The organism is Pigmentiphaga kullae, from assembly GCF_004216695.1.
Classification (GTDB): Bacteria; Pseudomonadota; Gammaproteobacteria; order Burkholderiales; family Burkholderiaceae_B; genus Pigmentiphaga; species Pigmentiphaga kullae.
Genome location: NZ_SGXC01000001.1, coordinates 1,349,171 through 1,374,699, shown reverse-complemented (window position 1 = coordinate 1,374,699; position 25,529 = coordinate 1,349,171). Strand labels below are relative to the sequence as shown.

Sequence of the window (25,529 nt, the reverse complement as noted above, 5' to 3'; positions counted from 1 at the left end):
AGACAGGGCGGCGGTGGACCTACTCCGCAGCGGTTTCCTCGGCGGCGGCGCCACCGGGCTTGGCGATGGCGGTCGCGATGACGATGTCGCTGGCACCGGGGAACGTCACGCCCTTGGGCGCCTTGACGTCGGCCAGGTGGATGGACGCGCCGGCGATGATGTTGCCCAGGTCCACTTCGATGAACTGGGGCAGGTCGTTCGGCAGGCAGGTCACTTCGACTTCGGTCAACACGTGGTTGATGATCGCGCCGCTGAGCTTGACGGCGGGCGAGGCTTCGGCGTTGACGAAGTGCAGCGGCACCTTGGTGTGCAGGGCCTGGCCGGCGGCGACGCGCTGGAAGTCCACGTGCAGCACTTGCTGCTTGTAGGGGTGCCATTGGACGGCGCGCAGCAGGACTTGCGAGCTCTTGCCTTCGAGCTGCATGCTCAGGATGGACGAGTGGAACTCTTCCTTGCGCAGGGCATGGTAGATCTCGTTGTGATCGAGCTCGACCGACAGGGGCGCTGCGTCGCCGCCATAGACGATGGCGGGAACACGGCCGGCGCGGCGCAGGCGGCGGCTCGCACTCGAACCCTGGACGCTACGCGAAGTGGCGTTGAATTGCATGGTTTTCTCCAAAATGCGGCGGGCGATATGCCCGCTCGCGGTGCACGGAACGCGACCATCGCATTCCGTCCGGCAGCGCCGCGACCAGCGCTTCCGGCTCGCCCCGCCGCCCTGCGCGAGGCAGGGCGGCGAGAGCAGAACTTATTCGACGAACAGCGAGCTGACCGAGTCGGCCCGCGAAATACGCAGCATGGTTTCACCGATCAGGGCCGCGCACGACAGCTGGCGGATGCGGCTGCAATCCCGGACCTCGTCGCTGGCGGGGATGGTGTCGGTGACGACCAGCTCGTCCAGGTCGGATTCGGCGATGCGGCCCACCGCGCCGCCCGACAGCACGGCGTGCGTGCAATAGGCGTAGACGGCCAGCGCGCCGCGCTGCTTGAGGACCTGGGCCGCCTTGCACAGCGTGCCGGCGGTATCGACCATGTCGTCCATGATGATGCAGGTGCGGCCTTCGACGTCGCCGATGATGTTCATCACCTCGGACACGTTGGCGCGCGGACGGCGCTTGTCGATGATGGCCAGGTCGACCTCGAGGCGCTTGGCCAGCGCCCGGGCGCGCACCACGCCGCCCACGTCGGGCGAGACCACCATCAGGTTGGACAGGTTGCGCTTCCAGATGTCGCTGAGCAGGATGGGCGCGGCGTAGATGTTGTCCACCGGGATGTCGAAGAACCCCTGGATCTGGTCCGCGTGCAGGTCCATCGTCAGGATGCGGTCCACGCCCACGACCTGCAGCATGTTGGCCACGACCTTGGCCGAGATCGCCACGCGCGCCGAACGGGGGCGGCGATCCTGCCGGGCGTAGCCGAAATACGGCATCGCGGCGGTGATGCGGCCGGCCGAGGCCCTGCGCAGCGCATCGACCATGACCATGATTTCCATCAGGTTGTCGTTGGTCGGTGCACAGGTGGGCTGGAGCACGAAGACGTCCTTACCGCGGACGTTCTCGTTGATTTCCACCATGACTTCGCCGTCGGAGAACCGACCGACGCTCATCTTGCCCAGTGGTATGCCGAGGTGACTCGCGACGTCCGCCGCCAGCTTGGGGTTGGCAGTCCCCGTGAAAATCATGAAGCTTTCTTGCGCCATGACGCATTGCCCGTGGCTGTGGCCCGGTGACCTGTAACCGAGGCCGATCGACAAAACAACAAAGCTGTTGATCCTGCGAAACGCTGACAGGCATCAACAGCTTTTAGGTCAAAGACTTTGGCTGGGGAGGAAGGACTCGAACCCTCGCATGCCGGAATCAAAATCCGGTGCCTTAACCAACTTGGCGACTCCCCAACTCGTTGCCCCCGCAGGAACTGCGTGAGCATCGAAACTTGCTGCGCTGGCGTCCGGCTGCGGCGGAACGCCCTCGATTCGGTGGCCGCTTACGCGGCCCAGTCCAGCAGCGGATGCGCATCGAGTCCGGCACATGCCAGGTTCACTCTCAACGCCGACAGCCCGCTGGGCTGGTCTTGCATTGTAGCGGCGATTCTATCCACCGCGCCATCGGCCTGCGCCTGCGTGTCGCATTCGACAAATAGGCACGCGCCCGATCCGGACATCCTGACCCGGGCGCCGTCAAGGGCCTGGGCAAGCACCGCCGCGATCCGCCCCACTTCCGAAAAGCGGGCAAAAACGACGGGTTCCAGATCGTTCCCGCAGGAACATTCAAATGTTCCCCGAGGAAAGTCCGCTATTTTGACGCGTGGCGTATCTCTTGTCAATTCAGGTGCGCGGAATACGTCGGCGGTCGGCACGCTGGCGTCCGGCTGGACCACGACGTACCAGCGCGGCGGCAGGTCGATCGCGGTCAGTTCCTCGCCCACGCCCTCGGCGAAGGCGTTGCGGCCGAACACGAACACGGGCACGTCCGCGCCCAGGGGCAGCGCGAGCCGCATCAGCTCGCGCCGCGACAGGCCGGTGCCCCACAGGCGGTTCAGCGCCAGCAGCACCGTGGCCGCGTCGCTGGATCCGCCGCCCAGGCCGCCGCCGGCGGGTATCCGCTTCTCCAGGCCGATCTCGGCGCCCTGCGCGCAGCCGGTAGCCTGCTGCAGGGCGCGCGCCGCGCGCACGACCAGGTCGGCATCCTCGGCCACGTCGGGCAGGTCGTAGGCGCGGACGATGAGGCCGTCCGAGCGGGCGCGGAAATGCAGCGTGTCCTGGAGGTCGATGAAACGGAAGGCGGTCTGCAACAGGTGGTAGCCGTCGGGGCGGCGTCCGACCACGTGCAGGAACAGGTTGATCTTCGCGGGCGCGGGGACGTCGCGCAATTCGGCGGTCATGGCGGCCCTAGGGATTGATGACCAGGCGCAGGTCCACGTCCTGCCCGCCTTCGTTGCGCGCCATCTGCAGCCGCGTGGGGCCCAGCGCGTCGTACTGCCGGGCGGTCACGCGCCAGCCCGCCTGGTCGAACACCAGCGGACGGCCTTGTTCGTCGCGCTCGACCACGTCGGCGGGCGGCTGGGCCGCCAGGCGGCCGTGCAGCCAGTCGCGCAGGCCGGATACCGGGATATCGCTGCCCAGCACGACCGCCACCAGTTCGTCGGGATCGGCGGCCCGGGTTTCCTTGCCGTTGGATTCGCGCAGCAGCGCCTCGCCCGGCACGGCCTCGACCCGCGCCAGGGTCGCGCCCAGCGGCGACACGAGGTCGAGCGCGAGGCGGCTGCCGTCGTCGCGCCAGGCGAAGCTGCCCTGCACCGCGTTCTGCTTGCCGCCCGCTTCCTCGATACGCAGCGCGAACCGGCCCACCCGCGACAGCGAGCGGCTTTCGTCCGCGCCCTGGGGCGCGGGGATGGGAACCGGCACGGCACAGGCCGCCAGCATCGCGGCCAGCGCGCCCGCGGCGGCCACGCGGGCCAGGGCCAGGCTTGGCAGGCGGATCACAGCGTCACGTCGAGGCGCGCCAGGGTGCCCCGCAACGCGGCGTTGGACGGGTCCTTGGACTGGACCTCGCGCCACAGCTGGCGCGCGCGGGCCTGCTGGCCCGAAGCCCACAGCACCTCGCCCAGGTGCACGGCGATCTCGGCGTCGGGCCGGATCTCGTAGGCGCGCTCGAGGTAGGACAGCGCCTTGGCGTTGTCGCCCATGCGGTAATGGACCCAGCCCATGCTGTCGATGATGAAGGGATCGTCGGGGGCCAGGTTCATGGCCCGCTCGATCAGCCGCCTGGCCTCGGGCAGCCTGACGTTGCGGTCGGCCAGCGAATAGCCCAGGGCGTTGTACGCATGGGCATGGTCGGGCTTGATCGCGATGATCCGGCGCAGCCGGTTTTCCATCTCGTCGATCCGGTTCTGCTGCTCGTACAGCATGGCCAGGTCGTACATCAGGTCGGGCGCATCGGGGTAGCGCTGGTTGGCCGCCTCGAGCACCTTGACCGCCTCGTCTCGGTCGCCGGCATTGCGCAGGATCTGCGCCTCGGTCAGGGCCACCTGGCTGCCTTCGCGAACGTCGCGCGGGTCGATCAGGCCCAGGATGCGGCGGGCGTCGTCCACGCGGCCCTGCTTGCCGCGCAGGACGGCCTGGCGCAGGCGCGCCGGCAGCGCGGCATCGGGATCGTCGACCTTGGCCAGCAGGTCGAAGGCATCGTCGTAGCGCTGCTGGTCCTCGGCGATCTGCACGCGCAGGAACAGCGCGTTGTCCGCCTCGGGCAGCGGCGCGGCGCCCTTGGCCGTGCGCTGCTCGTGCACGTCCAGGTATTGCCTGAGATAGCCGTCGGCGTCCGAGGGGCGCTGCGACTGGTAGGCCAGCACGCCCTGCATGTACAGGATCTCGAAATCCTCGGGGTTGGCGCGCGCCAGGGCCTGCAACTCGTCGCGCGCGCCGTCGTAGTCCTTCAGCGAGGCCAGCGCGCGCGCCAGCAGCACGCGCAGGTTGCGCGATTCCGCATGGGTGGCGATGAAGGCGCGCGCCCGCGCCACCGACTGCTCGGGCTCGGTTTCCACGCCCATCTGCAAGGCCAGCATGGCGGCCGCTTCGGAATCGGGCTGGGCATCGAGCGCCGCGCGGGCCTCTTGCAGCGCGCGCGGCTTGTCGCCGGCCGCCGCGGCGACGCGCGACAGGGCCAGATGCGCTTCCGGCAGGTTGCGTACGTCGGTCAGCGCCTCTTCCAGGATGGACAGCGCCTTGCGCTTGTCGTCCAGGCGGGCGACGACCCGGCGGGCATCGACGATGGCGACGGACTTGTCGGGAGCGGCCGCGATGCGGGCCCGCAGCGCCGACCCCATGCCTTCGACCCGCCCCGCCGCGGCGGCCAGCGACAAGGCGGTCTGCCGCGCCTCGACGTCGGCCGGGTCCAGTTCGGCCCAGGCCTGGGCGGCATCGAGCGCGCGCACCAGGTCGCCGCCGGCCAGCGCGAACTCGACCGCGCGGCGCGCCAGGCGCGGATCGCGCGTTTTCTCGGCCAGGTCCAGCGTCGTGCTGGTGGCGGGCCCGAAGGCGCCGCGCTGGGCGGCCACTTCCGAGGCAAGCACCTGGAACAGGATCTCGGCCGACAGATCGACGTTGGGGAGTGCCCTGGGCCCGATCGCGCGCCCCATGGGGGACAGGCTGAGGCCCGGAACCAGCAACTCGTCGGACGCCGGGGGCGCGTTCTGGGCGGACACGGCCGATACGGCCGTCGCCAGCCCGACCCATGCGGCCGCCAGCTTCAAACGATGAGCGTTAAACAACATGGCACAATTCCTTGGCGTATCGCCGACGCCGTCCATATTCGTTGATGTTAGCACTGCGCTTACTACCCGACGGCCGGCGGCGACAGGCGCGGATACGCTGGAACCCAGGCTTTACTCATCGGACTGCCGGCCGCGCCAACAGTTCATCGCGCGCAAGCAGCAAACGCCATGCCCGAACTTCCCGAAGTAGAAACCACCCGCCGGGGCATCGCGCCCACGGTGGAAGGGCGCGAACTGCGCCGCCTGATCGTGCGCGAACCCCGCCTGCGCTGGCCCGTTCCCGCCGGTCTCGCCGCCCTGGTCGAGGGGCGCCGCGTGCTGGCCACGGGCCGGCGCGGCAAATACCTTTTGATGCAATTCGAGCATGGCTGGCTGATCGTCCACCTGGGCATGTCAGGCTCGCTGCGCCACGTGCATCCGGACGAGGCGCCGCGCAAGCACGACCACGTCGACTGGGTGTTCGACCAGGCGGTCCTGCGCCTGCACGACCCCCGGCGCTTCGGCGCGGTGCTGTGGCACGACGCGGCGGCCGGACCGGTGGAAAGCCATCCCCTGCTGGCCAGCCTGGGCATCGAGCCTTTCGATGACCGCTTCGACGGCGGCTGGCTGTTCCGCCACACCCGCCGCCGCAGCGCCCCCATCAAGCAGGCCCTGTTGATGGGCGACATCGTCGTCGGGGTCGGCAACATCTATGCATCGGAAAGCCTGTTCCGCGCCGGCATCCACCCGCGCACCGCCGCCGGACGCATCTCGGCGGCCCGCTACGACAAGCTGGCGGCAGCGGTGCGCGCCACGCTGGACGACGCCATCCGGGCCGGCGGCAGCTCGCTGCGCGACTACGTGGGCGCGGGAGGCGAATCGGGCTATTTCCAGATCGACGCGCGGGTCTACGACCGGGCGGGCCAGCCCTGCCGGGTGTGCGAGACGCCGATCCGCAGGCTGGTACAAGGACAACGGGCGACCTATTACTGCCCTAAATGCCAAAGGTGACCCCCCCTACGCGCTTCGCGCGCCCCCCAGGGGGCGATGCGAGTGGACCGGCGGAGCCGGATCCACCGCATCCTGGGGAAACAATAGGCTGGCGCCAACTGGCGTATTTGCCGTGGCATGGCGTAGCCGGTGGCCGTACACTCCGGGGCGCGCAGCAGCTAGATGGAACACATGACATGATTGCTTTTTCCCGGCGCGTGGCGCAGTGGCAGCGCCAGAACGGGCGGCATACGCTGCCCTGGCAGAACACGCAGGATCCGTATCGCATCTGGCTGTCGGAGATCATGCTGCAGCAGACCCAGGTCGCGACCGTGATTCCGTATTACGAGCGCTTCCTGGCGAAATTTCCCGCGGTGGCCGACCTGGCCGCCGCCGACGAAGGCGAGGTCATGGCCTTGTGGGCGGGGCTGGGCTATTACACGCGGGCGCGGAACCTGCACGCCTGTGCCCGGCAGGTCGTGTCGGACTGGGGCGGGCGGTTTCCGCCCACGGCGGCGGACATCGAGACCCTGCCCGGCATCGGCCGCTCGACGGCGGCGGCGATCGCCGCGTTCGCCTATGGCGAGCGCAGCCCCATCCTGGACGGCAACGTGAAGCGGGTCTTCGCGCGCCATTTCGGCATCGAGGGCGACCCCACCAAACGCGCGGTGGAACAGCGCATGTGGGCCATCGCGCATGCCGAGGTGCCGGCCGACGGGCCCGGGGCGGCCGATGAAATGCGGCGCTACACGCAGGGCCTGATGGACCTGGGCGCCACGCTGTGCACGCGCGGGGATCCGGACTGCGGGCGCTGTCCCGTGCGCGAGACCTGTGTCGCGCTGCGCGAGGCCAGGCAGCACGAACTGCCCACGCCGCGCGAACGCAAGGCCGTGCCCGAGCGGCATACCGGCATGCTGGTGATCGAGAAGGCCGGCGAGATCCTGTTGCAGCGCCGGCCTTCCCCGGGCATCTGGGGCGGCCTGTGGAGCCTGCCGGAATTCGCCGACGGGGATCCCGCGCAAGCCTGCCGCATCCTGGGGGTGGCGCCGGCCGAGACCATCCGGCTGCCGGTGTTCTCGCACACCTTCACTCACTTCAAGCTGCACGTGGAGCCCTGGCACGTGCAGGCGGGTTCGCTGGCCCTGCGCGAAGGGGACCATCCGCAGGTCTGGCTGCCGCACGGCGAACTGGCCGACGCGGCGCTGCCCGCGCCGGTGAAGAAACTGCTGAGCGGACTGTTCGGCCGCAACGACCTGTTCCAGGCCTGAGGACCAGGAACTACCCGCGCATCGTCACGCGCATCTGGTAGCGGTCGGACGGGCCCAGCACGTGCTGGTACTCGATTGCCCGGCCGTGCCGGTCGAACGCCACGCGCCGCACGTCCACCAGCGCCGACCCGATGGGCACCTGCAGATCGCGGGCCAGGACCGGATCGGCCAGCGCCGCGCCCGCGGCCGCTTCTATCCTGAAATAGGGAAAGCCGGCCCGCGTCATCAATTCGCTCAACGCCTGCCGGGAAAAGTCCCCGGGCTGGAAATGTGCGGCGATGTCCACCGGCAGCCAGGCCGTGCTGTGCAGGATGGGCAGGTTGCCGCGCGTGCGCAGGCGCACGAGCTTCATCACGCGTTCGCCCGGTTGCAGCATCAAGCCGGTCTGCACCTGGAGCGGCGCCTCCACTTCCTGGAAGGACAGCAGCCGCGGCGTGCTGAGCGCGCGGCTTTCCGCGACCTGGGCCATGAAGCCCGACAGCGGCGTCTGCAAGGACACCACCGCCGCCGATTCGGCCACGAAGGTGCCGTCCCCCTGGCGCCGCTCGATCAGCCCCTGCTCTTCCAGGCCTTGCATCGCCCGCCGCACCGTGATGCGCGAGACGGAAAAGAGCCTGCACAAGGCGTCCTCGGTCGGCAGCCGCTCGCCGGGCTGGTGGCGTCCGTTGGCGATGCCGTCCTTGATGACGGCGGCGATCTGGTGGTGGAGCGGGGTTCCTAGGCTTCGGCTGAGTTTCTGCATGGGTGCGCGGGGCCACGGGTCATGCCGTGGAGCGCCATTGTGGCACGCCGGTCGCATGGGACCCGCTTTGCACAAAATTTGTTATGTTGTCATAATGATTATACGATTTCACCCCTGGATGGGGATGGGGAAAGATGGTGCCGATGCCGCGTACGCTCTTCGACAAGATCTGGGACGACCACGTGGTCGCCGATCTGGGTGACGGCTTCGCGCTGCTGCACGTGGATCGGCACCTGATCACGGACGCGGGCAGCAAGGCACTGGTCGACATGCGCCGGCGCGGCCTGCAAATGCGCAATCCGGAACTGGCCTTCGCCTCTCCCGACCATTCCGTCTCCACCCTGCCGGGGCGCGCCAGCCCGACGCCCCAGGGCGTGCGGCTGCTGGGCGACCTGCGCCGCGAAGCGCAGGCGCGCGGCATCCGGGTCTTCGACGTGGGCAGCGGCTCCCAGGGCATCGTCCATGTCATGGGGCCGGAACAGGGACTGACGCTGCCGGGCGCCCTGGTCGTGTGCGCCGACAGCCATACCTGCACCCACGGCGGACTGGGCGCGCTGGGTTTCGGCATCGGCGCCAGCGAGTTCGTGCACGTCGCCGTCACCCAGACCCTGGTCCAGGCCAAGCCGAAGAACATGCGGATACGCTTCGCCGGCCAGGCCGCCCCGGGCGTCTCGGCCAAGGACATGATCCTGCATGCCGCCGGGGTGGTCGGCACGGCCGGCGGCACCGGCCACGCCATCGAATACGCGGGCGAGGCCGTATCCGCGCTGGACGTGGAAGCCCGGCTGACGCTATGCAACCTCTCGGTCGAACTGGGCGCGAAGATAGGCATGGTCGCCCCCGACGAGAAAACCTGCGCCTATCTGCGCGGCAAGCCCTACGCTCCCGCGGGGCGGGACTGGGAAGCCGCGGTCGCCTACTGGCGCACGCTGCGCTCCGATGCCGACGCGCGCTTCGACCGCGAGGTGCTGATCGACATGGCCGGCATCGCGCCGCAGGTCACCTGGGGCACCAGCCCCGAACAGGTGGTGGCCATCGACGGCATCGTGCCCGACCCCGCCGGCATCGACGATGCGCAGCGCCGGCACGCCGTGCAGGCCGCGCTCGACTACATGGGGCTGAACCCGGGCCAGCGCATCGCCGGCACGCCCATCGACCGGGTCTTCATCGGCTCCTGCACCAACGCCCGCCTGTCGGACCTGCGCAGCGCCGCCGCCGTCGCGCGGGGCCGCAAGGTGGCCGCGCACGTCGAGGCCTGGGTCGTGCCCGGATCCGAACGCGTCAAACGGGCCGCCGAGGCCGAAGGCCTGGACGGAATCTTTCTGGCAGCCGGCTTCCAGTGGCGCGACCCCGGCTGTTCCATGTGCCTGGCCGCCAACGGCGACCTGGCCGCGCGCGGCCAGCGGGTCGTCTCGACATCGAACCGCAACTTCGTGGGCCGCCAGGGCCCCGGCGCGCGGACCCACCTGACCAGCCCGGCCATGGCCGCGGCAGCGGCCGTCGCCGGAGCGATCTGCGACGTCCGCGACTTCGAGGCAAGCCTGGCATGACGCCCTTCGACCGCCTGGAATCCGTGGCCGCGCCGCTGCTGCGCGACAACATCGACACCGACCTGATCATCCGGGTCGAGCCCCTGTTCAACGGCGTCGCGCGCGACGAACTGGGCCCGTATTGCTTCGAGTCCCTGCGCTATCGCCCGGACGGCACGGAAGATCCGGATTTCGTCTTCAACCAGCCGGCCACCCGGCATGCGCGCATCCTGCTGGCCGGCGCCAACTTCGGCTGCGGCAGCTCGCGCGAAGGCGCGGTCTGGGCCCTGCTGGCGCTGGGCGTGCGCTGCGTCATCGCGCCCAGCTTCGGCGATATCTTCTACGGCAACTGCTTCCAGAACGGCCTGCTTCCCGTGCGCCTGCCGCGCGCCGACGTGGAGTCGCTGGCGGCGCAGGCGCGCAGCCACCCCGGCGCCCCCATGACGGTGGACCTGCGGCAATGCTTCGTGGCCGGCGCCGACGGCGCGCGCATCGGTTTCGACATCCAGGCCCTGCGCCGCGAGGCCCTGCTCGAAGGGCTCGACCCGATCGCGCAGACCTTCAAGCGCAAGGACCTCATCGACGACTTCCAGCGGCACGACGCGTTGCGCCGGCCATGGATACACCACCTTCCCTTCACGCCCAAGGAATCGACATGACGACCTCGTCCTGTTCGCCGGACATCCGGCGCCGCCAGTGGCTGGCCGCGACGGCCGCCCTGGCGCTGTCGCCCGCGCTGCGCGCGCAGGCCACCTATCCCCAAAAGCCCGTCAGGATGATCGTGCCCATGCCGCCGGGCGGCGCCACCGACGGCATGGCGCGGCTGATCGCGATGAAGCTGGGCGAACGCTGGGGCCAGAGCGTCGTGGTGGAAAACCGCGCCGGCGCGGGCGCCATCATCGGCACCCAGGCCATCGCGCGGGCCGCTCCCGACGGCTATACGTTCGGACTGGTCATCAGCTCGCACACCATCAATCCCGCGCTGCGCAGCACGCTGCCCTACGACACGCTGAAGGACTTCACGCCGCTCACGCAGCTGGGATCGGCAGTGATCGCGCTCGTGGCCCATCCATCGCTGCCCGCCAGCGACGTGCCGGGACTGGTCAAGCTCGTGCGCGCCGAACCGGGGCGCCTGGAATACGCCTCGCTGGGCATAGGCACGGCCACCCACGTCGCCGGGGAACTGCTGAAGGTGAAGGCCGGCCTGGACATGCCCCACGTGCCCTACAACGGCAGCGCGCCGGCCTACAACGACCTGCTGCCTGGGCGGGTCAAGCTGGGCTTCGTCATCCTGGAGTCGGCGCTGCCCCACATCCAGTCGGGCAGGCTGAAACTGCTGGCCATCGCCAACGGCCAGCGCAGCCCCGCGCACCCGGACTTCCCGACCATAGGGGAAAGCGTGCCGGGCTACGCGTACGAAAGCATCTTCGGTTTCGTGGCGCCGGCCGGCCTGCCCGTCGACGTCGCGCAGAAACTGTCCGCCGACCTGATCGCGACCATCAAGCGGCCGGACGTCGTGCAGCAGATGAACGCCTGGGGCACCGACGTGGTCGCATCCACGCCGGCGCAGTTCGACGCCTTCATCCGCCGGGAAATCGACAGCACCCGCAGCGTGGCCAAGAGCGCCGGGATCAAGCTGATGGACTAAGGCCAGGGCCGCAGCCATTCCTTCTTCAGGTCGATGCCGAAGCCGGGCGCATCCGACGGCCTGACCTTGCCGTCCACCGGCACCTGCACGCCCGGCAGGCGCATGGCCTCGGCCAGCGGCACGCCCACGTCGGATCCCAACCAGTATTCCGCGAGCTGGGTTTCCGGCATGGCGAAATGGAAATGCTGGCCGAAGGGCAGGCTGGCGCCCGAATGCGGGAAGGTCGACAGGCCCGCGGCCTCGGCCAGGGTGTAGACCTTCAGCGCCTCGGTCAGGCCGCCGAACCAGCGCAGGTCGGGCTGCAGCACGTCCACGCAGCGGCGGTCTATCAGTTCGCGGAAGGCGTGCCGGCCCTTGTGGTCTTCGCCGGTGGCGATGGGCAGCGTGGGAACGGCCCGCTTCAATTGCGCGAGGCCGTCGGTATCGTGCGGCATCAGGGGCTCTTCGATCCAGCGCAGGCGATACGGCAGCAACCGCTCCATCAGCCGCACCGCGAAATCGACGTTGAAGGACATCACCGGATTGAGCATCAGGTCGGCGTTCGGCCCGACCGTCTCGCGCGCCTTGGCCACCTTCTCTTCCAGGCGATTGATGCCTTCGGTGCCTTCTTCGTAGTGGACCGGATTGCTGATCTTGAAGGCCTTGAACCCCAGCTCCATCGTCCAGTCGAGGTCGTCGCTGGTGCAATAGCAGTCTATCCACTCGCGGCAGGGACCGCCGATCAGGCTGTACACGGGCAACCCCAGCAGCTTGCCCTTCAGGTCCCATAGCGCGAGGTCGATGCCGCTGCGCGCCACCGAGGCCAGCCCGGTCGCGCCGAAGCGCTGGCACGACCGCCACATCAGATCGTTCAGGAACTCGGTGGCCAGGCAGTCTCGGCCTTCCAGCAGCGGCGCGAAGTGCCCGCGCACCAGCGGCGCGATCAGCGTCCCCCAGTGGCACAGGCCCACGCCCCACGTGCCGTCCTCGGCCGTCACCCGGATCCAGGCCTCGTCGGCGACCTCGCCCGGGATCTTGCGCAACTGGCGCGGGAACTCCGGGTACTTGTTGATCGGGAAGGCGCGCCGGGCCGTCTGGTTATAGCTGGGCCGCCGCGGCGGGGTCGGCAAGGTCCGGGGAGGCAGTTCGAGTTTGCATATCTCCACCGATTGGATCTTCATGCAGGCACTCCTTGGTGATCGCCCCGGACCGGAACACGGGCCTAGAGCAGGTGCGAAATCAGCTCCGCCGTGGCCAGCGCCTCGCCGGCATCCTTCTTCAGGGCTTCCATCGAGCGCCCGCTTACGCTGAGCGCGCCCACCGGGAAATCGTTGCGATCCAGCAGCGGCACGCCTATGCAGTTGGACGTGGGCGAGTTCTCGCCCTGCTCGGTCGAATAGCCGCGCTCGCGGATGGCGGCTAGTTCCTTTTCCATGGCGGGGATGGTCGTGATCGTGTTGGGCGCGCGCGCGACCATGGGGCGCGCCTCGAGCAGCGCGCGCGCCTGGTCGGGCGGCATGAACGCGAGCATGGCCTTGCCCAGCGCGCAGCAATGCAGCGGCACCGAACGGCCGAAGCGCGAATAGATGGTGGGCAGGTTGGGTTTCTCGGTGCCGCCGATGATCAGCACCTGACCCCTGTGCAGGATGCCCAGGTTGACCCGCTCGTTCATCTTCTGGGCCAGGGCCTGCAGGTGCGGCAGGGCCTCCAGCCTGAGCCGGTTGTTGTCCAGCAGCGAGGACGCCAGGGGCAGCACGGCGAAGCCGATGCTGACCCGGGCATCGTTGGCGTTCTGCTGCAGAAAGCCGGTGCCGACCAGCGTCTGGACCAGCCGGTGCACGGTCGGCCGCGCCAGCCCCACCACCGCCGCCAGCTCGCCCACGGTGGGCGGATGTTCGCACTGCGCCACCGCTTCGAGCACGGTCAGGGCCTTGCCCAGTGTCTTGACGGCGCTGGGCGTGGCGTCTTCGCCCTGGCTCCGGTCGCCTTGGATCTTGCCTGTGACTGCTGACACACTTCCTTCCTTTGTCCACATTTTGGACAGATAGTCTAAATTTACACCATCAAAGCCATTTTTTATTTTTTCTGTTCAATATTTTTTTGTTTTCGTGATAGATTGAACAAACAACCAAAAAGACTGGTGGCGACTGTAGCGCGACACCCGATCTGGAGGAAGACACCTTGGCCTCAGCGACAGGACTCCCTGCCGGGAGCGATGCGATCGTACGAGTCAGCGGGCTGACCAAGACCTATCCGGGCGACCGGAAGGGACATGGCGGCGTGCTGGCGGTGGATGGCGTGGACCTTGCCGTGCGGCGGGGCGAACTGGTGGTGCTGCTGGGCCCCAGCGGCTGCGGCAAGACGACCCTGCTGCGCTGCATCGCCGGGCTGGAACAGCCGGCGCGGGGCGAGATCCGGATCAACGGCCGCACGGTCTATTCGTCGCGCGACAAGGTGTTCGTCGCGCCCGAGCATCGCCACATCGGCATGATGTTCCAGTCGTACGCATTGTGGCCTCACATGACGGTGTTCCAGAACGTGGCCTACCCGCTGGCCTCGCTCGAGGGCATGGGCAAGGACGACGTGCGGGCGCGCGTGGCCGACGTGCTGGAACGCCTGGGCGTGGCGGGGCTGGACCACCGCTACCCCGGCGAACTGAGCGGCGGGCAGCAGCAGCGCGTGGCGCTGGCGCGCGCCCTGGTCGGTTCGCCATCGGTGATGCTGTTCGACGAACCGCTGTCCAACATCGATGCCAAGGTCAGGCGGCGGCTGCGCCGCGAACTGCGGGAACTGAAGGCGCAGGCGGACTTCTCCGGCATCTACGTCACCCACGACCAGGAAGAGGCCATGGAGCTGGCCGACACCCTGGCGGTGATGGAGAGCGGCCGCATCACCCAGCTGGCCAGCGGGCGCGAGGTCTACGAGCACCCCGCCTCGCTGTACGTGGCCGAGTTCGTCGGCGAAATCAACCGCGTGCAGGGCCGGGTGGAAACGGTCGCCGGCAACGGCGCGACCGTTTCCACGCCGCTGGGCAGCCTGCCCGTGGCCGGCGTGCCTCCGGGCGCCCGGCCGGGCGACGCGGGATGGCTGACGATACGGCCGGAACGCATCGCCGTCGTGCCCGCCGGATCGGCGCCCCCCGCTGGCGGGCCGCGCTTCTCCGGCATCGTGCGGGACGCCATCTATTTCGGCGCCCGCCAGGAACTGCGTTTCGAGATCGCCGGCATCGCCATGACGGCCTGGACCGCGGGACGCGGACCGATGGGCGCGCCCGTGCGGCTAGGCGATGCGATCGACGTCACCCTGCCCACCGACGGGCTGCGATGGTTCCCGGCATGAGCGCCTACATGGCCCAGGAGCTTGCGCGGCCGGCCGCCCGCGCTCGCTACCGCGTGCCGGCCGCCTGGCTGATGGCGCCGCTGCTGCTGGCGCTGGGCGCAATCGTCTTCTATCCCATCATCCTGATCGTCGTGCGCGCCGTCGCGCCCGGCGGCCACCCGGACTGGGCCTTGTGGGCCGACACGCTGTCCGCCCCCGGCCTGCTCGCGGCCGTGCGCAACACCGTCATCCTGGCCGCCACGACGACCGTGATCGGCGTGCCCGTGGGAGTGTTCTTCGCGTGGCTGATCGAGCGCACGGATGCCCGCTGGGGCAGCCTGTCCCGCCTGCTGCCGGTCATCCCGCTCCTGCTGCCCCCGGTCGCCATGGCCATAGGCTGGCTGTTCCTGGCCGACCCGCGCGCCGGCTTCCTGGCGCGCCCGCTGATCGAGGCAATGCAGGCGGCGGGCATCGCCGTCGAGGCCGACCGGGTCGCCATCCAGAGCTGGGCCGGCCTGATCTTCCTGTACGCGCTGTGGGCGGTGCCTCACGTGTACGTCATCGCCGCCGCCGCGTTCAGCGGCCTGGACCCGAGCCTGGAAGAAGCGGCACGCATGTGCGGCAAGGGCCGCCTGCGCTGCTTCGCGCAGGTCTCGCTGCCGGCCATCCGCCATGCCGTGGGCTCGTCGGTGCTGGTCTGCGTCATCTCCAGCATCGGCCTGTATTCGATCGCGGCACTGATAGGCAGCGCCGCGCGCATCGAGGTGCTATCGGTCTACATCTACCGCCTGCTGAATTTTTCCTATCCGCCCAAGACCTCGCAGGCCGTCATCATCGGGCTGCTGTTGATGGTGGTGATCGCCTCGATCTGGCTGCTTCAGCGGCGCATCGCCGCGCGCACCGGACATGCGCAGATAGGCGGGATGGGCGTGCGCCCCAACCTGCTGGCGCTGGGCGGCTGGCGCTGGCCGGCCCGGCTGGCCGTGCTGCTGTACGTGCTGCTGACCTCGGTGCTGCCGCTGCTGGCGCTGATCGTGGTCGCGCTGCAGCCGTTCTGGCGTTCGCGCATCGTGCTGGCCGATCTCGCGTTCGACAACTTCGCGGAATTCGGCGCCTCGTCCGCGGCGCGCGACGCGATCTGGAACAGCACGATGCTGGCCATCTGCGCCGCCACCGCCGCGGTCCTGGCCGCGGGGCTGATCGCCGTGGTGGCGCGCCACGCCGGCGGCCGGCGCGAACAGGCGCTGGGCATCGTCACCAAGGTGCCCGCCGCCATCCCGCACATCGTCTTCGCGGTGGGCGTGCTCGTGGCCTTCGGCTTCGCGCCCTTGCGCCTGGGCGGCACCTGGCTGATCCTGCTGCTGGCCTACGTGGCCATCTACCTGCCCACGGCCTCGATCGCTTCCGAAGCGTCGGTGCAGCAGGTCGGCAATCAATTGACCGAAGCCTCGCGCATATTCGGCGCCTCGCCCACGCGCACGTTCCGCGCCGTCCAGCTGCCGCTGATCCTGCCCGGCCTCGCGGCGGGCTGGGCCTCGATCTTCGCGCTGGTGCTGGGCGAACTGAACGCGGCGGCGATCCTGTCGGGCCCGCGCAACCCGGTCATCGGCTACCTGATCCTCACGCTGTTCGACAACGGCACCTATTCGCAGCTCGCCGCCATCGGCAGCATCATCGGCATCGTCTCGGCCATCGCCGTGTCCGCCGTGCTGCTGTTGGGGCGCCCTCGTTTCGCCCGCTCCGCGACCGCCTAGCGGCATTCCTTCAGGAAGGAGACACGATCATGCCGGACTCCGCATCCACCCTTGCCCGCCTGTTTCCGCGCGCCGCCGGCGGACTCGCCCTGGGCGCCGCCCTGGCCCTGTTCCAGCCGGCGGCGGCGCAGGGAACACAGGACGTGGAACAGCCCGCCGCCCTCGTCAAGGCCGCCCAGGCCGAAGGGCAGCTCATGATCTATTCCTCGTCGGACGAGAACCAGAGCAAGACGCTGCTTGCCGCCTTCGAGAAGCGCTACGGCATCAAGGGCGGCTTCATCCGCTTTCCCACCGGCCCGCTGATGCAGCGCTTCTCCACCGAGTACGACGCCAAGGACGTGCGGGCGGACATCGTCAGCGTCAGTTCCCCCGTGCCGTTCGAACAGCGTCCCGAGCGCTTCGCCAACGTCGACAAGTCGGTGCTGCCCAACCTGGGCAAGTGGCCGGACTTCCGCACGGCCGGCAAGCATTTCGTCTGGACCACCGACCTCGTCGCGCTGGCCTACAACACCGAACAGCTGAAACCGCAGGACGTTCCCAAGACCTGGTCCGACCTGGCCGATCCGAAATGGAAAGGCAGGTTCCTGCTGACCGACCCGCAGGTGGCCGACAACTACATGGGCTGGCTCGATGCCGTCGAACGGGCCCAGGGCATGGAGCTGCTGCGCAAGCTGGCCGGGCAGAACTACAAGATCACGCAAAGCGGCGCCTCGGGCGCGCAGATGGTGGCGGCGGGCGCCTACATCTTCAACGCGCCCACCTTCGCGTCCTTCTCCGCCCGGCTGCTGGAGAAGAAGGCGCCCATCGCCGTCCAGTACCTGGAAGGGCCGGCCATCGTGTCGCCCCGCAGCATCGCCATCGTCGCGGACGCCCCGCATCCGAACGCGGCGCGCCTCTACCTGAACTGGCTGCTGTCGGAAGAGGCGCTCAAGCTGACCTGCTCGATCAGCCCCACCTCGCTGGCGATGGCGCCGGACAACAGCCGCGGCTGCATCGCCGTGCGCGAAGGCGTGGAGATGCGCTTCAACGTGCCCGAGGAACGCAAGCGTGCCCTGGCCAAGGCCCTGGGCGTCGCCCACTGAACTGCCACGACGCGGAAGGAGGCGCCATGACACCGATCTGCCAGACTTTCATCGACCACCCCGCCGCCTGGACTGCGCGCGAACTGGGCAGCCGCCGGGCCCTGGAACGTCCGTTCAGCCAGGCCGAGCTGGACGCCCTGTCCCGGCTGCTGGACCAGACCGCCGGCAAGGCGCCGCAGGCCGTCGCGCGCGACGACGTCAGCCAGCCCGCGCTGGTGGCGCTGCTGGGCGAACTGCGCGAGACCATCATGCGCGGACGCGGCGCGGTGCTGCTGACCGGACTGGATCCGGCCCGCCACGGTCCCGAACGGCTGGAGCGCATCTACTGGGCGCTGGGCACGCACCTGGGCGAGGCCGCCGTGCAAAGCCATGCCGGCGACAGGCTGGGCCGGGTCGAACGCGACGACAAGGATCCGGTCGCGCGCGGCTATCGCAGCGCGGGCGAGCTGGTGATGCACACCGACTCGTACGAAGTCGTCGGCCTGCAATGCATACGCTCGGCGGCACACGGCGGGCAGAGCGCGCTGGTCAGTTCGCTGGCCATCCACAATGCGCTGCTGCGCGAGCATCCCGACCTGCTGCCGGCCCTGTACGAAGGCTATTACCTAGCCATTCCCGAGGCCCGGCTGGGCAGCAAGCCGGTCACCGACGAGAAGATCCCGGTCTTCTGCTGCGTGGACGGCCAGGTCAGCTGCATGTACGCGGGCAGCTTCATGCGCGAAGCCGCCCGGCAGAAGGGTACGCCCCTGCCCGGCCGGCTGGCCGAGGCGCTGGAAGCATTCTCGCGGACCGCCGAACGCGAGGACCTGGCGCTGCGCTTCATGCTGGCCCCGGGCGAGATCCTGCTCTGGCACAACTTCACCAACCTGCACTCGCGCACCGAGTTCGAGGACGACGCGCGGCACAGGCGCCTGCTGCTGCGTCTGTGGCTGACGGTTCCCCATGGACGCCCCGTCGCCCCCGAATTCGGCGTGCGCGGCGCGGCCTATGCCCGCGTCTATCGCGAACGACTTTCCTCCGGAGCCGCCTGACCATGCGAGTCATCTTCAGCACCACGATCGCGCGCGAACCGGTGCAACGCGCATTGAAGGCCTTCCACGACCTGGACCTGGTGATCTGCGAGGACCTGGCCGACGTCGCGCCGCTGGCCGCCCAGGCCGACGCCCTGGTCCTGTCCGATCCGCGCGGCGCGCCGGGCCGGGCCATCGCCGAGGCGATGAGGCAGCCCGGCAGCAAGGTGCGCTGGGTACAGCTGCTGTCGGCCGGCGCGGCCGGCCTGCTGGCCCATGGCGTGCCGCCGGGCGTCGTCATCACCAACCAGGGCGGCGCCGTGGCGCCGGCCGTGGCCGAGCACGGAATGGCCATGATCCTGGCCATGGCCCGCCGCATCCCGGCCATCTGCGACCGCTCGCTGCGCCACGAATGGAACAAGGCCTTCGATCCTCCGCTGGTGTCGATGGAGGGCAAGACGCTGGCCATCGTGGGCTTCGGCAACATCGGCGCGCAACTGGCTCGCCGCGCGGCCGGCTTCGACATGAAGATCGTGGGCCTGTCCCGGTCGCTGACCTCCAGCCCGCTGGCCGAGATGCGTCCCATGGAGGCGCTGGACGACGTGTTGGCCGAAGCCGACGTCGTGGCCGTGTGCATCGCCGCGCTGCCCGCCACCCGCCACATCATGGACGCGCGGCGCTTCGCCGCGATCAAGCCGGGCGCGCTCCTCATCAACCTGTCGCGCGGCGAAACCGTCGACCAGGCCGCGCTGCGTACGGCGCTGGAAACCGGTCGCCTGCGCGGGGCCTTCATCGACGTCACCGAGCCCGAACCCCTGCCGGCGGCCGATCCGCTGTGGCAGGCCCCCAATCTGTTCATCTCCCCGCACACCGCCGGCGCCGGCAGCATCCACACCGGCCGGCGCATCGCCGAGGTGGTCGGCGAGAACCTGCGGCGGTTCATGCGCGGCGAACCCCTCCTGCACCAGCTCAAGTCATGAAGATCGCCCGGGTCGAGCAATTCCACGTGGATGGCGGCTGGGACGACTGGTCGTTCCTGAAGCTGACGACCGACGACGGCCTGGTCGGCTGGTCCGAATTCAACCAGTCGCGCGGCCGGCGCGGACTGGCCTCGGTGGTGCGCGGCATGGCCGACCTGGTCATGGGCGAAGACCCGCGCGGCGTCGGACGCCTGTCGGCCCGGCTCTATGCCCTGACCCAGATGACCGCCGGCGGCCTGCAGGCGCTGGCCATCGGCGCCTACGAGAACGCCTGCCTGGACCTGAAGGCCAAGGCCCTGGGCATCCCGGTATGCGAGTTGTTCGGCGGCGCCCTGCGCAGCGAGCTGCCCGTCTACTGGTCGCACTTCGGCATGTACCGGGCGCGCAACCTGGACCTGTTCGAGCGCGTCATCGGACAGGCCCCCGTGCGCAGGCTGGACGACCTGAAACGGCTGGCAGAAGAAGCCGCGCGGCGCGGCTTCCGGGCGCTCAAGACCAACCTCCTGGTGTTCCAGGACGGCAAGCCGGCGACCATAGGCCGGGGCACGGGCGCGTTCGAGCTGAACATCGACCATGCCATCGAGCAGCGCGTCGTCGACCAGCTTGCCGCGCTGCGCGAAGGCGGCGGCCCCGGCATGGGCCTGATGATGGACCTGAACTTCAACTACAAGACCGAGGGCCTGCGCCGGCTGGCCCGCGCGGTCGAACCGCTGGCCCTGACCTGGCTGGAGATGGACAGCCACTATCCGGACGCGCTGGGCCTGATCCGCCGCACCACGTCCACGCCCATCGCGTCGCTGGAGACCGTGTTGGGCCGGCGCGCCCTGAAACCCTACCTGGATGCGCAGGCGGTGGACGTGGGCATCGTCGACGTGGTGTTCAACGGCATGGCCGAGTCGGTGAAGATGGCCGCGCTGCTGGACGCCTGCGAGATCAACGTGGCCGCGCACAACTCCCACGGCCCGCTGGGATCGCTGATGAGCGCCCATTTCTGCGCCGTCGTCCCCAACCTGCGTTTCCTGGAGTACGACGAAGACGAAGTGCCGTGGCGCCGGGAACTGCTGACCCGGCCCTGGACGATGCGGGACGGCAACTTCGTGCTGCCCGAAGGCCCCGGCTGGGGCGCCGATATCGACGAGGAAGTGGCCCGGGCGCACGCCGCCGATGCGTCGGCGTAGCGGCCCGATGGCCCGATCAAAGGAGACGACATCATGGCAATGAGCGCAGTGGACAAAGGCCGGAACGAGGCGCGCCGCCGGTTCCTGCTGATTTCGGCGGCGGGCCTGTGCTGCGCCGCGTCGGCGCGCAAGGCATGGGCCGCCACGGCGCTGCCGCAGGCCACCATGCTGGTCGGTTCGCCGCCCGGCGGGGCTACCGACAAACTGGCCCGGATGTTCTCCGAAGGCCTGACCGGACGCTACGCCGACCGCTTGATCGTCGAGAACAAGGCCGGCGCGGGCGGCGCCATCGCCTACGCCCACGTCAAGAACAGCGGCATCCGCGACGGCAGCCTGATGTTCTTGTCGCCTGCCTATCCCATCGTGATCTCGCCTCACGTCGTCTCCACCCTGCCCTACGACCCCCTGCGCGACTTCGCCCCCGTGGGCGTCGCGGGGCGGTCGATGATGACCTTCGCGGTCGGCCCCGCCGTCCCGGCCGGCGTGAAGACGCTGGCCGACTACCTTCAGTGGTGCCGCGACCATCCCGACCGGGCGCTATATGCCGCGCAGACCGGATCGAGCCAGCACCTGGTGGGCACGAGTTTCTCGCAGGCCGCCGGCGTCAAGCTCGACAACGTCTCGTACAAGGGCGATGCCCCGGCCCTGCAGGACCTGCTGGGCGGCCACGTGCCGGCCATCATCCTCCCCGTCGCCAGCGCCATTGCGCAGCAGCAGGCGGGCGCCATCCGGGTGCTGGCGGTAACCGGCAGCAAGCGGTCGCGCTTCCTGCCCGATATCCCGACCACCGGCGAGCTGGGCTACAAGGACATCGTGTTCCAGGACTGGCTGGGCGTCTTCATGCTGGCCGGCACGCCGGCCCCGGTGCTGGAACGGATGAACACGGCGATGAACGCGATCACCGGCTCCAGCCAGGGACAGCAGGCGCTGGCCAATCTCGGCTTCGAGCCCGAGCAGGTGACGCCCGAGGTCTTCGCCGGCATGGTCAAGGCCGACTACGAACGCTACCGCGGCATCATCGAGCGGACGCGCTTTCGCGAAGTATTCGACAAGTCGTTCGGCCGCTGACCGGCCACCGACGGTTCCACGGAAAATCCAGACATGCGCATCGCACCGCTCAACCCCTACGTCGGCGCCGAGATCGACGACGTCGACCTGTCCGCCGAACAGGCGCCCGAGATCTACCGCCGCATCCGCCAGGCCTTGATCGACCACGGGGTCATCTTCTTCCGCGACCAGACGCTCACGTCCGAGCAGTACGTCGCGCTGGCCCGCCGCTTCGGCCACCCCACGGTGCCGACCAGCGGCATCATCCCGCCCATCCCCGGCTCGGAGGAAATCGCCGAGGTCACGAAGGAGCCCGGCCAGGAACGCAACATCGGCGGCAGCTGGCACACGGACCAGGCCTACCGCGAATCGCCCAGCTGGGGCACGATGCTGCTGTGCCGGCAGGCGCCGGCCTCCGGCGGCGATACGCTGTTCATCAGCATGGCCTCGGCCTACGAGCACCTGTCCGAAGGACTGAAACGCACGCTCGAACCGCTGCGCGCGGTCCATTCCAATGCCCGCGTGCAGTCCCGCATGAAGACGGGACGGGCGCCGGATCCGGACGTCACGCACCCCGTGGTCGTGCGGCACCCCGAGGGCGGCAAGCCCATCCTGTACGTGAACCCGGCCTACACGGTGCGCTTCGAGGGCTGGACCGAGGCCGAGAGCCGGCCGCTGCTCGAGTTCCTGTACCAGCACGCGCAGCAACCGGCGCTGGCCTGCCGCTTCCGCTGGCGCGTCGGCTCGCTGGCGTTCTGGGACAACCACCAGACCTGGCACTTCGCGGTCAACGATTACGCGGCCGGCGAACGGCTCATGCACCGCATCGTGGTCGACGGGCCGGTATTCGGCGGATAGATACCCACCGGGCCGCGCCGCTCAGGCGCCGTGCCCCGCCTGGACGAACTCCTCGGCGATCAGCGCCGCCGCCTCGGACAGGCGGCCCAGGCACGCCCGCTCCATTTCCGGCGTCAGCAGTTCCGCGGGAAACGCCCGCGCCAGGCTGCCTATCACCTTCTTTTCCCCCGGCAGGAAGATGGGCACCGCCACGCCGGCCAGGTTGGGCGTGATCTGGCTGCGGCTGGTGGCATAGCCGCTGCGCCGGATCGCGGCCAGGGCGCCGCGGAATTCCTCCCAGCTGCGCCCCAGACCCGCCTGGGCGATCTCGTCGGCGCTGCGCAGGTAAGCCTGCCGGATACGATGGGGGGTGAAGAACGCCAGCATGGCGAGCGAGGCCGCGCCGCGGAACAGCGGGAACGGCATGCCGCGCGAGCGCCTCACCGCGATGGACTCGCCGCGGTATTCCAGCGAATCGGGGCCTTCCTTGTAGATGCACAGCACCTTGTCGCGATACAGGTTGTGCAGCAGCAGCACGCTGCCGGGCTCGCGCACGGCCGGCAGCACCTTGCGGCCCGCCAGGTACAGCGGATCGGTCAGCACCAGCATGCGTTCGAGTTCGACGATGCGGGGCCCCAGCGCATACATGCCGCCCGAGGACGGCGCCAGCACGCCCGCGTCGCACAGTTCCTTCACGTACCGGTAGGCCGTGGAGCGGGTATGGCCCAGCCGCGACATGACGTCCTCGACCCGCAGCAGCGGGTGCTCGACGGACAGCAGCTCCAGCACTTCGAAAGCGCGGGCGAGCGTGGAAGCCGGACGGGCGTTATCGGATGCGTTCACGGGGCGTTTGGGGCGGGATGGTGGCGCGGATTATACCGGGCATGCTCGCTCAATTCTATTAATCCTAAATAATGGGATGTTTGACGAATCCTGAATTACGGAATAATCTGCAAAAAAATGCCCCCGACATCGCGGGGCACACAAGACCGAAGGAGACAACGGTGGCCGGCAAGATCGAATGCGTGGTCCAGGGGGCCGACATCCTGGGCGAAGTCCCGCTCTGGTGCGACCGCAGCCAGCGCCTGTGGTGGGTGGACGTGCGGCGGCCGGCCCTGCAGTCGTATGAACCCGCCACCGGCCGGCATCGCGCGCAAAGGCTGGCGCCCGAACTGCTGGTGGGCAGCATCGCGCTGCGCGAGACGGGCGGCTTCCTGCTGGCCACGAACCACGGCCTGTACCTGTACGACCCCGACACCGGTCAGGCCCCCCAGCCCCTGCTGAACCCCGAGCCCGACCAGCCCGACAATCGCCTGAACGACGGCAAGTGCGACCGCCGCGGCCGCTTCTGGGTGGGCAGCATGCCCGATACCCGCCGCACGCCGGAAGGCAAGCTCTACCGCTTCGATCCCGACCACCGCTGCCACGTCATGCTGGACGACGTCGTGCTGCCCAACTCCATCGCCTGGAGCCCCGACGACCGCACGATGTACTTCGCCGATACGCACCGGCAGGTCATCTGGGCCTTCGACTACGACCTGGACGATGGCGTCATCTCCAATCGCCGCGTCTTCAAGGACTGGACACACCAGGCCGGCCGGCCCGACGGCTCGACCGTGGACGTGGACGGCTGCCTGTGGAACGCGATGGTCGCCACCGGCCAGCTGGTCCGCCTCACGCCCGAAGGGCGCGTGGACCGCATCATCCAGATGCCCGTCACCAACCCGACCTGTCCCGCCTTCGGCGGCAGCGGGCTCGACACCCTGTACGTCACCAGCCACTCGCAGCGCGTGCCCGAGCTGGCCCGGGAACCGCTCGCCGGCGGACTGTTCGCGCTCGACGTGGGCGTGTGCGGCCTGCCCGAACCACGCTTCCGGGGCTGAACGCGGCACCCCGGTTCCAGCATCCGCTCCGCGTCGTCCACGACCATGGCGCAGCGCCATGGAGGAGATCTTCATGCAACGAGTTCGAAGCTTGCTGTTCATGCTGTCGTGCGCCGTCTCGGCCCCCTCGCTGGCGGCCGACGTCGTCAAGCTGGTGGTGCCCTTCGCCGCCGGCGGCCCGGTGGACCAGGTCGCGCGCATCATCGCGCCCGGCCTGACCGCGGCGCTGGGCAAGACCGTGGTGGTCGAGAACCGCGGCGGCGCGGGCGGCGTGGTCGGCGCGAACTACGTCGCCAAGTCGCCCGCGGACGGCGCGACGCTGCTGGTGGCGACATCGGGCTACGTGATGTCGGCCGGCACGATGACGCAGCTACCCTACGACCCGCGCAAGGACCTCGAACCCGTGGCGCTGATCGGCCAGGTCCAGACCCTGATGATCGCCCGCCCCGACCTGGGCGTGCGCACGCTGCGCGAGCTGGTGGACAAGTCCAAGTCCGGGGCGCGCATCAGCTATGGATCGTCCGGCGTCGGCTCCACCATGCACATAGGCGGCGAGATGGTGAACGTCTACACGGGCTCGAAGATGCTGCACGTCCCCTATCGCGGCGCGGCCCCGGCCATCGCCGACCTGCTGGCCGGCCAGATCGACGCGCTGAACGCCGACGTCACCATCCTCGCGCCCTACGTGCGCGAGGGCAAGGTGCGCGGCCTGGTGCTGTTCGACACCCAGCGCTCGAAGCAATTGCCCGACGTGCCGACCTCGGTCGAGGCCGGCTATCCCGACCTGCAGATGAGCAACGCCTACGGCATCCTGGCGCCGGCGGGCACCCCCGCGGCCACCCGCAGCCAGCTGGAACAGGCCATCCTGAAGGTGGTCCGCTCGCCGGAGGTGTCCGAGCGGCTCGGCGGCATGGGCTTGAACGGGCCGATGAACACCGGGGAATTCAAGGCCAAGCTGGCCAGCGACTTCGACCGCTGGATCCCCTTCCTGAAGAAAACCGGCATCCAGGTCCAGCCCTAGCAACACGAGGAACCCC

24 protein-coding genes and 1 tRNA gene are annotated in these 25,529 nt (G+C 69.3%); 15 read left to right on the top strand and 10 right to left on the bottom strand.

The features are described from left to right. Nucleotides 1-19: 19 nt before the first annotated feature. From EV675_RS06765 to EV675_RS06740, 6 genes are all read right to left on the bottom strand, one after another. Nucleotides 20-607, bottom strand: a complete 588-nt coding sequence (locus EV675_RS06765; RefSeq protein WP_130356550.1) for a 50S ribosomal protein L25/general stress protein Ctc — start codon at nucleotides 605-607, stop codon at nucleotides 20-22. Nucleotides 608-748: 141 nt separating this feature from the next. Then, nucleotides 749-1,699 carry a ribose-phosphate pyrophosphokinase gene (locus EV675_RS06760; RefSeq protein ID WP_165404471.1) on the bottom strand — a complete coding sequence of 317 codons (951 nt, stop codon included), beginning with the start codon at nucleotides 1,697-1,699 and terminating at the stop codon, nucleotides 749-751. Between the two features lie 118 nt (nucleotides 1,700-1,817). Next, nucleotides 1,818-1,894, bottom strand: a tRNA-Gln gene (locus EV675_RS06755). An 89-nt stretch (nucleotides 1,895-1,983) separates the two neighbouring features. Beyond that, complete coding sequence (ispE, locus tag EV675_RS06750) at nucleotides 1,984-2,880, bottom strand: 4-(cytidine 5'-diphospho)-2-C-methyl-D-erythritol kinase (protein ID WP_130356549.1); 897 nt, start codon at nucleotides 2,878-2,880, stop codon at nucleotides 1,984-1,986. Nucleotides 2,881-2,887: 7 nt separating this feature from the next. After that, nucleotides 2,888-3,481, bottom strand: coding sequence for an outer membrane lipoprotein LolB (locus tag EV675_RS06745; protein ID WP_242621350.1), 594 nt, complete (start codon nucleotides 3,479-3,481; stop codon nucleotides 2,888-2,890). Further along, entirely contained in the window at nucleotides 3,478-5,268 is a 1,791-nt protein-coding gene (locus tag EV675_RS06740) for a tetratricopeptide repeat protein (protein ID WP_130356548.1), read from the bottom strand. The genes EV675_RS06745 and EV675_RS06740 overlap by 4 nt, the downstream gene beginning before the upstream one ends. Nucleotides 5,269-5,436: 168 nt before the next feature. Between EV675_RS06740 and mutM the strand changes: the two genes are divergently transcribed. Together mutM and mutY are read left to right on the top strand one after the other, a co-directional pair. Beyond that, nucleotides 5,437-6,258, top strand: a complete 822-nt coding sequence (gene mutM, locus EV675_RS06735) for a bifunctional DNA-formamidopyrimidine glycosylase/DNA-(apurinic or apyrimidinic site) lyase (RefSeq protein ID WP_130356547.1) — start codon at nucleotides 5,437-5,439, stop codon at nucleotides 6,256-6,258. 176 nt (nucleotides 6,259-6,434) lie between these two features. Then, nucleotides 6,435-7,505, top strand: coding sequence for an A/G-specific adenine glycosylase (gene mutY, locus EV675_RS06730; protein WP_207221920.1), 1,071 nt, complete (start codon nucleotides 6,435-6,437; stop codon nucleotides 7,503-7,505). A gap of 10 nt (nucleotides 7,506-7,515) precedes the next feature. Here the strand turns inward: mutY and EV675_RS06725 are convergent, their stop codons facing one another. Beyond that, nucleotides 7,516-8,247 carry a GntR family transcriptional regulator gene (locus EV675_RS06725; RefSeq protein ID WP_165404470.1) on the bottom strand — a complete coding sequence of 244 codons (732 nt, stop codon included), beginning with the start codon at nucleotides 8,245-8,247 and terminating at the stop codon, nucleotides 7,516-7,518. A gap of 143 nt (nucleotides 8,248-8,390) precedes the next feature. Here EV675_RS06725 and leuC point away from each other — a divergent pair, with 143 nt between their 5' ends. From leuC to EV675_RS06710, 3 genes are read left to right on the top strand one after another with little or no spacing between them, the layout of a single operon-like run. Next, a complete protein-coding gene (gene leuC / locus EV675_RS06720; protein WP_130356545.1) occupies nucleotides 8,391-9,797 on the top strand; it encodes a 3-isopropylmalate dehydratase large subunit in 1,407 nt (468 codons plus the stop codon). Continuing rightward, complete coding sequence (gene leuD / locus EV675_RS06715) at nucleotides 9,794-10,435, top strand: 3-isopropylmalate dehydratase small subunit (RefSeq protein WP_130356544.1); 642 nt, start codon at nucleotides 9,794-9,796, stop codon at nucleotides 10,433-10,435. The genes leuC and leuD overlap by 4 nt, the downstream gene beginning before the upstream one ends. Next, nucleotides 10,432-11,424, top strand: coding sequence for a tripartite tricarboxylate transporter substrate binding protein (locus tag EV675_RS06710; RefSeq protein ID WP_165404469.1), 993 nt, complete (start codon nucleotides 10,432-10,434; stop codon nucleotides 11,422-11,424). The genes leuD and EV675_RS06710 overlap by 4 nt, the downstream gene beginning before the upstream one ends. Here EV675_RS06710 and EV675_RS06705 read toward each other — a convergent pair. Together EV675_RS06705 and EV675_RS06700 are read right to left on the bottom strand one after the other, a co-directional pair. Continuing rightward, the gene (locus EV675_RS06705; RefSeq protein ID WP_130356542.1) at nucleotides 11,421-12,584 is read right to left on the bottom strand and encodes an enolase C-terminal domain-like protein; all 1,164 of its coding nucleotides are present in this window, start codon (nucleotides 12,582-12,584) and stop codon (nucleotides 11,421-11,423) included. The genes EV675_RS06710 and EV675_RS06705 overlap by 4 nt on opposite strands. Nucleotides 12,585-12,625: 41 nt before the next feature. Continuing rightward, a complete protein-coding gene (locus tag EV675_RS06700; protein ID WP_165404468.1) occupies nucleotides 12,626-13,417 on the bottom strand; it encodes an IclR family transcriptional regulator in 792 nt (263 codons plus the stop codon). A 167-nt stretch (nucleotides 13,418-13,584) separates the two neighbouring features. On the opposite strand from EV675_RS06700, the gene EV675_RS06695 reads away from it, so the two are divergent. From EV675_RS06695 to EV675_RS06660, 8 genes are read left to right on the top strand one after another with little or no spacing between them, the layout of a single operon-like run. Continuing rightward, complete coding sequence (locus EV675_RS06695) at nucleotides 13,585-14,742, top strand: ABC transporter ATP-binding protein (protein ID WP_130356540.1); 1,158 nt, start codon at nucleotides 13,585-13,587, stop codon at nucleotides 14,740-14,742. Then, a complete protein-coding gene (locus tag EV675_RS06690; protein WP_165404467.1) occupies nucleotides 14,739-16,475 on the top strand; it encodes an ABC transporter permease in 1,737 nt (578 codons plus the stop codon). Before EV675_RS06695 ends, EV675_RS06690 begins: the two co-directional genes overlap by 4 nt. 29 nt (nucleotides 16,476-16,504) lie before the next feature. Continuing rightward, nucleotides 16,505-17,557, top strand: coding sequence for an ABC transporter substrate-binding protein (locus EV675_RS06685; RefSeq protein ID WP_130356538.1), 1,053 nt, complete (start codon nucleotides 16,505-16,507; stop codon nucleotides 17,555-17,557). A 26-nt stretch (nucleotides 17,558-17,583) separates the two neighbouring features. Then, nucleotides 17,584-18,588 (top strand): TauD/TfdA family dioxygenase, encoded by a 1,005-nt coding sequence (locus EV675_RS06680; protein WP_130356537.1) that lies wholly within the window; start codon nucleotides 17,584-17,586, stop codon nucleotides 18,586-18,588. A 2-nt stretch (nucleotides 18,589-18,590) separates the two neighbouring features. Continuing rightward, nucleotides 18,591-19,547, top strand: coding sequence for a D-2-hydroxyacid dehydrogenase (locus EV675_RS06675; RefSeq protein ID WP_130356536.1), 957 nt, complete (start codon nucleotides 18,591-18,593; stop codon nucleotides 19,545-19,547). Further along, the gene (locus EV675_RS06670) at nucleotides 19,544-20,725 is read left to right on the top strand and encodes a mandelate racemase/muconate lactonizing enzyme family protein (protein WP_130356535.1); all 1,182 of its coding nucleotides are present in this window, start codon (nucleotides 19,544-19,546) and stop codon (nucleotides 20,723-20,725) included. Before EV675_RS06675 ends, EV675_RS06670 begins: the two co-directional genes overlap by 4 nt. A gap of 33 nt (nucleotides 20,726-20,758) precedes the next feature. Next, nucleotides 20,759-21,793, top strand: a complete 1,035-nt coding sequence (locus EV675_RS06665; RefSeq protein ID WP_130356534.1) for a tripartite tricarboxylate transporter substrate-binding protein — start codon at nucleotides 20,759-20,761, stop codon at nucleotides 21,791-21,793. 33 nt (nucleotides 21,794-21,826) lie between these two features. After that, nucleotides 21,827-22,630, top strand: coding sequence for a TauD/TfdA dioxygenase family protein (locus tag EV675_RS06660; RefSeq protein WP_130356533.1), 804 nt, complete (start codon nucleotides 21,827-21,829; stop codon nucleotides 22,628-22,630). A 21-nt stretch (nucleotides 22,631-22,651) separates the two neighbouring features. On the opposite strand, the gene EV675_RS06655 is transcribed toward EV675_RS06660, so the two are convergent. Further along, nucleotides 22,652-23,452, bottom strand: a complete 801-nt coding sequence (locus EV675_RS06655; protein WP_130356532.1) for an IclR family transcriptional regulator — start codon at nucleotides 23,450-23,452, stop codon at nucleotides 22,652-22,654. Nucleotides 23,453-23,613: 161 nt separating this feature from the next. On the opposite strand from EV675_RS06655, the gene EV675_RS06650 reads away from it, so the two are divergent. Both EV675_RS06650 and EV675_RS06645 read left to right on the top strand, forming a co-directional pair. Further along, nucleotides 23,614-24,492, top strand: coding sequence for an SMP-30/gluconolactonase/LRE family protein (locus tag EV675_RS06650; protein ID WP_130356531.1), 879 nt, complete (start codon nucleotides 23,614-23,616; stop codon nucleotides 24,490-24,492). Between the two features lie 73 nt (nucleotides 24,493-24,565). Beyond that, nucleotides 24,566-25,513 (top strand): Bug family tripartite tricarboxylate transporter substrate binding protein, encoded by a 948-nt coding sequence (locus EV675_RS06645; RefSeq protein ID WP_165404466.1) that lies wholly within the window; start codon nucleotides 24,566-24,568, stop codon nucleotides 25,511-25,513. The last annotated feature ends 16 nt before the right edge of the window (nucleotides 25,514-25,529 follow it).